This window comes from Kitasatospora sp. NPDC093558 (assembly GCF_040683475.1).
In the GTDB taxonomy this organism is placed as follows: domain Bacteria; phylum Actinomycetota; class Actinomycetes; order Streptomycetales; family Streptomycetaceae; genus Kitasatospora.
The window spans coordinates 1-7273 of the sequence record NZ_JBFBDY010000323.1; the positions used below are offsets into that span (position 1 = coordinate 1).

Annotated in this window: 4 protein-coding genes; 1 reads left to right on the forward strand and 3 read right to left on the reverse strand. The window is 74.0% G+C overall.

Going from position 1 to position 7273, the window contains the following annotated elements:
• Positions 1-118: 118 nt before the first annotated feature.
• On the reverse strand, positions 119-1756 hold the full coding sequence (locus tag AB0O00_RS25085) for a CTP synthase (protein ID WP_363655319.1): 1638 nt from the start codon (positions 1754-1756) through the stop codon (positions 119-121).
• Between the two features lie 768 nt (positions 1757-2524).
• Here AB0O00_RS25085 and AB0O00_RS25090 point away from each other — a divergent pair.
• Positions 2525-4549 (forward strand): glycoside hydrolase family 15 protein, encoded by a 2025-nt coding sequence (locus AB0O00_RS25090; RefSeq protein ID WP_363655314.1) that lies wholly within the window; start codon positions 2525-2527, stop codon positions 4547-4549.
• Here the strand turns inward: AB0O00_RS25090 and AB0O00_RS25095 are convergent.
• On the reverse strand, positions 4546-5712 hold the full coding sequence (locus AB0O00_RS25095) for a glycosyltransferase family 4 protein (protein WP_363655316.1): 1167 nt from the start codon (positions 5710-5712) through the stop codon (positions 4546-4548). The two genes, AB0O00_RS25090 and AB0O00_RS25095, sit on opposite strands and share 4 nt — an antisense overlap.
• A gap of 186 nt (positions 5713-5898) precedes the next feature.
• The coding region (locus AB0O00_RS25100; protein ID WP_363655318.1) for a DNA repair protein RecN at positions 5899-7273 on the reverse strand (1375 nt) is incomplete at its 5' end.

Sequence of the window (7273 nt, forward strand, 5' to 3'; positions counted from 1 at the left end):
CCGGTAGACCCGGGTGATCGGGGTCAGCTCGGCGTACCGCTTGGCCAGCTTGCGGGCGTTGGCCTGGTCGGCGTGGACGGCCGCCGTCCGGTGAACGACTGTCGCCGTGAGGGTGTGACTACGCGGAGGCCGAGGTCTTGATCTCGATGGCCGCCTTGACCAGGCCCGCGAACAGCGGGTGCGGGCGGGTCGGACGGGACTTCAGCTCCGGGTGGGCCTGGGTGGCCACCAGGTACGGGTGCACCTCGCGCGGGTACTCGACGTACTCGACCAGGTCGCCCTTGGGCGAGAGGCCGGAGAACTGCAGGCCGGTCTTCTCCAGGTCCGCGCGGTAGGCGTTGTTGACCTCGTAGCGGTGGCGGTGGCGCTCCTCGACGTACTGCTCGCCGCCGTAGACCTCGCGGACGATCGAGCCCTCGGCGAGCTTCGCCGGGTAGAGGCCGAGGCGCATGGTGCCGCCCAGGTCGCCCTTGCCGTCGACGATCGCCAGCTGCTCGGCCATGGTGGAGACGACCGGGTGCTTGGCGGCGGCGTCGAACTCGGTGGAGTTGGCCTCCGGCAGGCCGGCCAGGTTGCGGGCCGCCTCGATGACGACGCACTGCAGGCCCAGGCACAGGCCCAGCAGCGGGACCTTGTTCTCGCGGGCGAAGGTGATGGCGCCGACCTTGCCGTTGACGCCGCGGTCGCCGAAGCCGCCGGGGATGCAGACCGCGTCCACGTCGCCGAGCTGCTCGCGGGCGCCCTCGGGCGTCTCGCAGTCGTCCGAGGTGACCCACTTGATCTCGACCCGGGCGTTGTTGGCGAAGCCGCCGGCGCGCAGCGCCTCGGTCACCGACAGGTAGGCGTCCGGGAGGTCGATGTACTTGCCGACCAGGGCGACCTTGACGATGTGCTGCGGCTCGTGGACGCGGCGCAGCAGGTCGTCCCAGGTGGTCCAGTCCACGTCGCGGAACGGCAGGTCGAGCCGGCGCACCACGTAGGCGTCCAGGCCCTCGCCGTGCAGGACCTTGGGGATGTCGTAGATCGACTTGGCGTCGATGGCCGCGACCACGGCCTCCTCGTCCACGTCGCACATCAGCGAGATCTTGCGCTTGATGGCCTGCGGGACCTCGCGGTCGGCGCGCAGCACGATCGCGTCGGGCTGGATGCCGATGTTGCGCAGCGCGGCGACGGAGTGCTGGGTCGGCTTGGTCTTGAGCTCGCCCGAGGGGCCGATGTACGGCAGCAGGGAGACATGCACGAAGAACACGTTGTCCCGGCCGACCTCGTGGCGGACCTGGCGGACGGCCTCCAGGAACGGCAGCGACTCGATGTCGCCGACGGTGCCGCCGACCTCGGTGATCACGACGTCGACGTCCTCGGTCGCCATCCGGCGGATCCGGGACTTGATCTCGTTGGTGATGTGCGGGATGACCTGGACGGTGTCGCCCAGGTACTCGCCGCGCCGCTCCTTGGCGATCACGGTGGAGTAGACCTGGCCGGTGGTCACGTTGGCCGAGCCGTGCAGGTTGGTGTCCAGGAACCGCTCGTAGTGGCCGATGTCCAGGTCGGTCTCGGCGCCGTCGTCGGTGACGAAGACCTCACCGTGCTGGAACGGGTTCATGGTGCCCGGGTCCACGTTGAGGTACGGGTCGAGCTTCTGCATCGTGACGCGCAGTCCGCGAGCCTTGAGCAGGGCGCCGAGGCTGGAGGCGGTGAGCCCCTTGCCGAGTGAAGAGGCGACACCCCCGGTGACGAAGAGGTGCTTGGTCGTCACGGCGCGGCCGTTCGCTGCCTTGCCGGAATGGGGCTGTGCCAAGAGGGGGCTCCCGTGGGTCGCGAGTCGAAAGTGACGTGGGTGGGGGCTCACCGGCTCGCCGGGCGACGGGGAGTGCGGTGTGAGGCACGGCACTCGATGGGTCGTCGGTTCGGCTGGTCCGGGGCGTTTGATCCCACCGGTCCACGGGATACCAGGGTATCAGTGACCCGACCCGGACGCCTTCCGGGCCCGCTCGCGGCACCGCCGCGGCGCACGCGGGGCGCACCACCGGCGCACCGTACGGCGCACCCGTCACACCGGTCGCGCCACCGCCGGACCGGGCCACGGCGGCACTCCCCGACCGGGCCATGACGCCCCCTCCTTGCGGACCAGCCGGAACTGATCCGTCCGGACCATCCTTCGCGCCGCCCCCGCGATGCACGGCATTTCCCCCGAATTGTGGCGCCACACGGGGCAGCGTCCGCGTGCTTCGCCCCTTTCGTCCGTCGTAAGCTGCACGGACGCATCGCGAACAGCACGAGCACGCGGAGGGCGTGGGAGGGTCAGGACACTCCCGGTCCCCGATGCGCGACCGGACCTCCTCGTAATCCAGCTCCTCCCCGCCCACCCCAGGGGCTCCACCGAGCCCCGCGCGGACACTCCAGCAAGGCCCGCCACCACCCCTCGGCGGGCCGGACGTCCCGGGGTGGCTCTCCGGCCCCGCAGACCGCTCGCTCCCCTCGGATCGCCGATGCGTCGTGACCACATTGCGAACTGGAGATCCACGTGGCCGGCCGTATCGAGGACTACGCACTCATCGGGGACATGCAGACCGCAGCCCTCGTCAGCAGGGACGGGGCGGTGGACTGGCTCTGCCTGCCCCGCTTCGACTCGCCGGCCGTGTTCGCCGGCCTGCTCGGCACCGATGAACACGGCTTCTGGCGGATCGGCCCGGCCGAAGCCGTCGTGACCGAGGTCCCCGCCCCCACGGCCGCCCCGGCCCCCGTCACCGCCGTGGCGACCGCCGGCCGGGCACGCATCGCCGACACCGCCGACCTGCGGGTCCCCCCGCCCACCGCCGCCGCCCCCGCCGTGCCCGCCGACCGGCGCCGCTACCGGGGCGACTCGCTCATCCTGGAGCAGGAGTGGGACTCCCAGGGCGGCACCGTCCGGGTGATCGACTTCATGCCCCCGCGCCCGCTGGCCGGCCGCGACGCCGTCCCCCAGGTGATCCGGATCGTCGAGGGCGTGGCCGGCACCGTCCGGATGCGCTCGGCGGTGCGGATGCGCTTCTCCTACGGCCGCATCGTGCCCTGGGTGCACCGCGTCGAGCAGGCCGACGGCGGCCACCGCACCGCCGCCGTCGCCGGGCCCGACTCGGTCTGGCTCGACGGCGAGGCCGAGACCTACGGGCGCAACCTCACCACCTACGCCGACTTCACCGTCCGGGCCGGCGAGCGGATCGCCTTCGCCCTCACCTGGCAGGCCTCCCACCTGGAGCCGCCGGCCGTCCCGGACGCCGAGGCGATGCTCGACGCCACCGCCGACTTCTGGCACGAGTGGGCCGAGCAGTGCACCTACCAGGGCCCCTACCGCGAGGCCGTCATCCGCTCGCTGATCACCCTCAAGGGCCTCACCTACGCCCCCACCGGCGGCATCGTCGCCGCCCCCACCACCTCCCTGCCCGAGGACATCGGCGGCGAGCGCAACTGGGACTACCGCTACACCTGGCTGCGCGACGCCGCCATCACCCTCTCCTCGCTCCTGCGCACCGGCTACCGCGACGAGGCCCGCGCCTGGCGCGAGTGGCTCCTGCGCGCCGTCGCCGGCGACCCGGAGAACCTCCAGATCATGTACGGCATCGCGGGCGAGCGCGAGCTCACCGAGTCCTCACTGGACTGGCTGCCCGGCTACGAGAACTCCCAGCCCGTACGGGTCGGCAACGGCGCGGCCGGCCAGCTCCAGCTCGACGTCTACGGCGAGGTCGTCGAGGCCCTGCACCTGGCCCACATGACCGGCCTGGTCCGCAACGACCACGCCCACCACCTCCAGCTGCGCCTGATCGACTACCTGGAGGACCACTGGCAGGCGCCGGACGAGGGCATCTGGGAGGTCCGCGGCCCGCGCCGGCACTTCGTCCACTCCAAGGTGATGGCCTGGGTCGCCGTCGACCGGACGATCAAGCTGCTGGAGCAGACCCCCGAGGACGCGCCCGGCGGCGACCACCTGGAGCGCTGGCGCGAGCTGCGCGACACCATCCACCGGGACGTGTGCGAGAAGGGCTACGACCCGGAGCGCAACACCTTCACCCAGTACTACGGCGGCCGCGAGCTGGACGCCTCGCTGCTGCTCATCCCCCAGGTCGGCTTCCTGCCGCCGGACGACAAGCGCGTGATCGGCACCATCGAGGCGATCCAGCGCGAACTGTCCACCGAGGACGGCTTCGTGCTGCGCTACCCCACCCACGACGATTCGAGCGGCGACCACATCGAGAACGTGGACGGCCTCTCCGGCCACGAGGGAGCGTTCCTCGCCTGCTCGTTCTGGCTGGCCGACGACCTCGCCATGATCGGCCGGGTCCAGGAGGCCCGCGAGCTGTTCGACAAGCTGCTCGGGCTGCGCAACGACCTCGGCCTGCTCGCCGAGGAGTGGGACCCGCGCGAGAAGCGCCAGGTCGGCAACTTCCCGCAGGCCTTCAGCCACGTCCCGCTGATCGACACCGCGCTGCGCCTGACCGCCTGCGGCGGCGCCTACCTGTCGGCCCAGCCCGACGGCCACGCCTCCGAGCGGGTCGAACAGGCCACCGTCTAGGCCCGCTGCACCAACTCGTCGTAGGTGCTCAGGACCTGGGCGACGGTGGCGGCCTCGTCCGGCCAGGTCTCGGCCTGCTGGTGGCCGGCCGCCACCAGCCGCTCCCGGCGCGGCGGGTCGGCCAGCAGTTCGCGCACGGCCCGGCCGACCGCGGCCGGGTCGCCGGCGGGGACCAGCACGGCCGCGTCGCCGACCAGTTCGGGGATCCCGCCGACGGCGGTGGCGACCACCGGCACGCCGGCCCGCATCGCCTCCTGGACGACCAGCGAGCGGGCCTCCCAGCGGCTGGAGACGACGACGACGTCGGCGGCCGACAGCAGGTCGGGCACATCGGTGCGGTAGCCGAGCAGCCGCACCGGCAACTTCTCCGCGGCGACCCGCTCGCGCAGCGCGCCCCCCTCCGGGCCGTCGCCGGCGAGCAGCAGCAGCGGCTCGGGGTCCAGGGCGGACAGCTCGCGGGTGGCGTCCAGCAGCAGTCCGAAGGCCTTCTGCGGGACGAGCCGGCCGACCGCCAGCAGCAGCGGCCGGTCCGGGCCCCCGCCGAGCAGTGCGGCCCGCGCCGCGGCCCGGTCGAGCCGGCCCTCGGGCATCGGCGGGGCGGCCACCGGGCCGAGCCGGGCGTCGGTGGCGCCCAGCTCGCGGGCCCGGGCGACGAGGTCGGAGGAGGCCCCGAGGACGAGGTCGGCGGCGCGCGCCACCCTGCGCTCCATGAGCCGCTGGAGGCGGCGCTCCATGCCGGTCGCCAGCAGCGCGTGGTGCGAGGTGACCACCAGGGGCGTCTCCGGGCGCAGGCCGGGGAAGCGGCCGGCGGTGCGCAGCGCGAGGTCGGACAGCAGCCCGGCGCGCAGGCCGTGGGCGTGCACCACGTCGGCGCCGGTGAAGGCGCGGCGCAGCTCGCCGATCGCGGTGGCGTCGCTGCGGGCGCCCGCGGTGGGGGTGATGTCGACGGTGTGGAACCGGGCGCCGGTGCGGGAGAAGCCGAACAGCGCGTCCGTGCCGGCCGGGGCGCACACCGTGACGCTGACCCCGTGCGCGACCAGGCCCTGGGCGAGGGAGCGCACATGGGCACCGATCCCGCCGGTGCTGGCGGCCAGGACGAGCACCACGTGCAGCTGACCCGGCTCGGGGGCGGCCGGGGTGACCCGGGCGGCGGAATGGTCCACGTCGTCTCGCATCCGACTCGATCAGGTTCGCGCGCCCCTGCGGGGGTTGCCCGCCGGCGGCGCTCGGGACTGGAAAGCCAGTGTCCAGCCGCCACCATGCCAGGTCGGCGGCCCTCTTGGACAGTCGGCGCCACCGGGGGCGCGTCGTCGTGCCACGAGGGCCGCCGGACCCGACGAAGGGGCCGGCTAGCGCTGGCGCGGGGCCCGGGCGGCGGCCAGCAGTTCCTCGGCGTGGGCGCGGCCCAGTTCGGAGTCCTCCAGGCCGGCCAGCATCCGGGAGAGTTCGCGCACCCGCTCCTCGTCGCTGAGCACCTTGACGCCGCTGCGCGTCACGGTGCCGTCGTTGGTCTTCTCCACGACGAGGTGCCGGTCCGCGAACGCGGCGACCTGCGGGAGGTGGGTGACGACCACGACCTGGGCGGACTCGGCCAGCTTGGCGAGCCGACGGCCGATCTCGACCGCGGCCTTGCCGCCGACGCCCGCGTCCACCTCGTCGAACAGGTAGGTGGGGACGGGGTCGGCGCCGGCGAAGACCACCTCGACGGCGAGCATCACGCGCGACAGCTCGCCGCCCGAGGCGCCCTTGGCGATCGGGCGGGGCTGGGCGCCGGGGTGCGGGGCGAGCAGCACCTCGACCTCGTCCACGCCGTGCGGGCCGTAGGCGACGGTCCGGCCGTCGACCTCGATCCCGGCGAGGTCGTCGACCTGGGAGATCGCGAAGGTCACCCGGGCGTGCGGCATGGCCAGTTCGGCGAGTTCGGCGGAGACGGCCTCGGCGAAGTGCCCGGCGGCGGCCCGCCGGGCGGCCGACACCTCGGCCGCGAGCTCGGCCAACTCGGCGCGCAGCGCGGTCTCCCGGGCGCCGAGCTCGTCGATCCGGTCGTCGTCGCCGTCGAGTTCGGCGAGCCGGACGGACCCGGCCTCGGCCCACGCGAGCACCTCGGCAAGGGTGTTCTCCTCGCCGCCGTACTTGCGCAGCAGCTGGGCCAGGGCGGCCCTGCGGTCCTCGACGGCGGCCAGGCGCACCGGGTCGGCGTCCAGGTCGTCCGCGTAGCCGGCCAGGTCGCCGGCCACGTCGGCGAGCAGGTAGCCGACCTCGTTGAGGCGGTCGGCCAGGGCGGCCAGCCGCTCGTCGTGGTGGCGCACGGCGTCCAGGGCGCGCCGGGCCTGGGCGAGCAGGGTGCCGGCGTCCAGCGCCTCCGGGTCGGCCGGGTCGCCGGCCAGGGCGGCGTGGGCGAGGGTCGCGGCGGAGGACAGCGCGTCGGCGTGGCCGAGGCGCTCGGCCTCGGCGGACAGCTCGGCGTCCTCGCCGGCCACCGGCTCGGCGGCGGCGATCTCGTCCAGCCCGAAGCGCAGCAGGTCGGCCTCCTGGGCGCGCTCGCGGGCCCGGGTGGTCAGCTCCTCCAGCGTGGCCGAGACCTCGCGCAGCACCCGGTAGGTCTCCCGGTAGCGCGCCAGCGGCCCGGCGACCGCCTCGCCCGCGTAGCGGTCCAGCGCGCCGCGCTGGCGGGCCGGGCGCAGCAGCCGCTGCTGGTCGGTCTGGCCGTGCACGGCGATCAGG